Below are 2,953 nucleotides of genomic sequence, written 5' to 3' on the forward strand. Positions count from 1 at the left end.
CCCTTACCTCCATTTCCTGTGATTGTGACCTTTTCTGCCAGAACTTTTCCCCCGTCAACCTTGATGAAGTTTGGAGAAACAACATCAGCACCCTTAACCTTATTATCCTCCTTATAAGTCATATTGACCTTCCTTAAATCAACATACCCCTTTGTAAGACTGATGGCATGCTCTCCCTTAAAGGTAATCTCCCCTTCCAACATACGTACAACACTTCCCTCCTTAACAGTCATACCTTTATAGACACCCCTTACATTTGTCTTGTACAGATTAAGCATTCCCTCACTAACCTTGATGCCCTCTTGTCTTGTTTCCTTTCCCTTAATCTCAACCTCTCCTAAAAAAGCATACCCCCTTGTAAGATCAATACCGTAATCTCCCGTAAACTCTACCGATCCTCCAAACATGCGAATACCTCCCCTCCAAACAGTCATACCTTTATAGACATCCCTTACATTTGTCTTGTACAGATCAAGCATTCCCTCACTAACTTTGATGCCCTCTTGCCCTGTTTCCTTTCCCTCGATATTGACCTCTCCTAAAAAAGCATACCCCCCTGTAAGACTGATACCATGGCCTCCTGTAAATGTTATCTCGCCTCCCTCCATGATGGTAACCCCCTCTTCGATAGTCATACCTTTTGCGACATTCCTCAAATGCGTCTCTTTCAACCACACAGCTCCCTCTTTTGCTACCTCTATCCCATACCCCTTCCCACTTCCCTTGATCTCCACCTTTGTCAAAGTAGCCCTCACCCCTTCACCCACATATACTCCATACCCATCACTCCCCTTAAACTGAATCCTCGTCCCCTCTTTCATTATCAACGTCCCCCCCTTCACCGCAAATATCCCCGCCTTAACCCCCGTAATCATCCCCCCACTCACCGTCACCTTTTCCCCCATCGCATATACCCCCACCCCTTTTCCCCCCCTTCCCGTAATCGTCACACCCGTCAAACTAGCACTTGTCACCCCTTCACCCACATATATCCCATACCCATACTCCCCCTCAAACTCAATCCTCGTCCCATCCTTCACCTTCAACACCCCATACCCCATCATTGCTATCCCCGCCTTAACCCCCGTAATCCTCGTCACCCCCTCCACCGTCAAGCTCTTACCCTCCACCCAAACCCCCGTCCCACTTCCCCCCTTTCCCGTAATCGTCACGCCCGTCAACTCAGCACTTGTCACAGATTCCCCCACATACACCCCATAATCCTTTGTAAACCCAATCGTCCCCCCCTCCACCTTCAACGTCCCACCCTCCATATTTATCCCCGTTGCAACCTCTGAAATATTCACCCCATCCATCATCATCGTCACCTTCCCACCCATCACCTCTATCCCCGTCCCCGTATTCCCCTTTCCCGTAATCGTCACGCCCGTCAACTCAGCACTTGTCACCGATTCCCCCACATACACCCCATACTCCCCCGTAAACTCAATCCTCGTCCCATCCTTCACCTTCAACACCCCACCCCCCACCGCATATATCCCATCCTCAACCCCCTTTATCTCCCCTCCTATCACCGTCAGATTCCCCCCATTCACACTCACCCCCTTACTCCCATTTCCCCCACTTCCCTTGATCTCCACCTTTGTCAAATTAGCCGTCACCCCACCCCCCGCATACACCCCATAAGTCCCCTTAAACTGAATCGTCGTCCCCTCCTCTACCTTCAGCTCTCCACTTCCCTCCATCCAAATCCCCATCTCAACCTCTGAAATATTCACATTCTCCAACGTCACATTCCCGCTCCCCCCAGTCACATATACCCCCTTGCTCCCACTCCCATTTCCCGTAATCGATCCCATCACCATAGTAGCCTTCCCCCCACTCACACTCATCCCCTTCCCTCCTACCCCAACCGTAATCGATCCACCCTCCATCTTCACCTCTCCCCCACTCACATCCAGCCCCGTCCCACCCCTCGTAACATCAATCGTCGACTCCCCAAGAATCTTCAACGTCCCATTCGTCACCCTTGCCCCCATTTCAAGCTGCATCAACTTCACCTTAGTCATCACCACCGTCCCACTCCCATTAATCAACATCCCCCTCCCCTTTCCCCCACTCCCCTTAATCTCCAACTCCACCACATTAGCATTCCCCTCCACATCCAACCCCGTCCCATCCCGCCCAACCGTAATCGTCGCCCCTCCCCCTCTTACAGTAGCCATCCCCGTCGCCCCCTTAATCTTTATCCCCGTCCCCTTACTCACACTAAGCCCCGTACCCTTCAACTCTACCGTCCCCCCATTATTAATCACCACCTCTCCTGCCATACTCCCACTAACCGTCTTGATCGTCACCCACTTATTCAACACCACCTCCCCATTATTACTCACCTCAATCAAAGAACCTCCTCCCCCATTCTTCACCCCAATCTTCCCCTCAACAACCATAACAGAAGACTTTAAACCATCAACCACTATCCCCTTCTGCACCTCTGCAACATCAGCATCATTCACCACCAGCTCCCCTCCCTTTTCCACCTTAATCGCTGTAGTATTCTTACCCCTACTATCCCTAACCGTCAGCTTACTCTTTATCTTAATCTTTGTATTCGCCCCCGTTATCGTCACAGCATCATAACCAGAGTGCTCTTTCATATTTATAGTCCGATTAACACTCAGCTCACCCCACCCCCTCCTATCACTCCACCCCGTCCCATTTTCCCCACCATCACACACAATTGGATCAAACGCACTATCAGTCCCACCACCCCCCCCACTACTAGCCAACCCCTGTACAATTCTTTGCCTGAGCATAGACTTTATTCTGAGAAGTCATAAGAGCAAGACCAGCTAGAATAGCTGTCGATAACACACACAAACAAACATGATGATTGAACACACGACGCATAACCATAACCCACTATGCTCTTGAAACCTTTCAGATTAAAAGAGAAAAACTATTCTTTAAAAAAAAGAAAATCAAAACAAAA

General features: G+C 49.8%; 2 protein-coding genes. Both read right to left on the reverse strand.

The features are described from left to right. On the reverse strand, positions 1-2,777 hold a 2,777-nt coding region (locus J7R05_RS06865), incomplete at its 3' end, for a right-handed parallel beta-helix repeat-containing protein (RefSeq protein ID WP_208541723.1). Next, positions 2,743-2,871 carry a hypothetical protein gene (locus J7R05_RS09550; protein WP_281388226.1) on the reverse strand — a complete coding sequence of 43 codons (129 nt, stop codon included), beginning with the start codon at positions 2,869-2,871 and terminating at the stop codon, positions 2,743-2,745. The genes J7R05_RS09550 and J7R05_RS06865, both read right to left, overlap by 35 nt. Positions 2,872-2,953: the final 82 nt, after the last annotated feature.

Origin of the sequence: Bartonella capreoli (genome assembly GCF_902813205.1) — a bacterium.
In the GTDB taxonomy this organism is placed as follows: Bacteria; Pseudomonadota; Alphaproteobacteria; order Rhizobiales; family Rhizobiaceae; genus Bartonella; species Bartonella schoenbuchensis.

Excerpts from the sequence above, each read along its gene's own strand:
- J7R05_RS09550 (WP_281388226.1), bottom strand. The coding sequence starts at position 2,871 with ATGCGTCGTGTGTTCAATCATCATGTTTGTTTGTGTGTGTTATCGACA.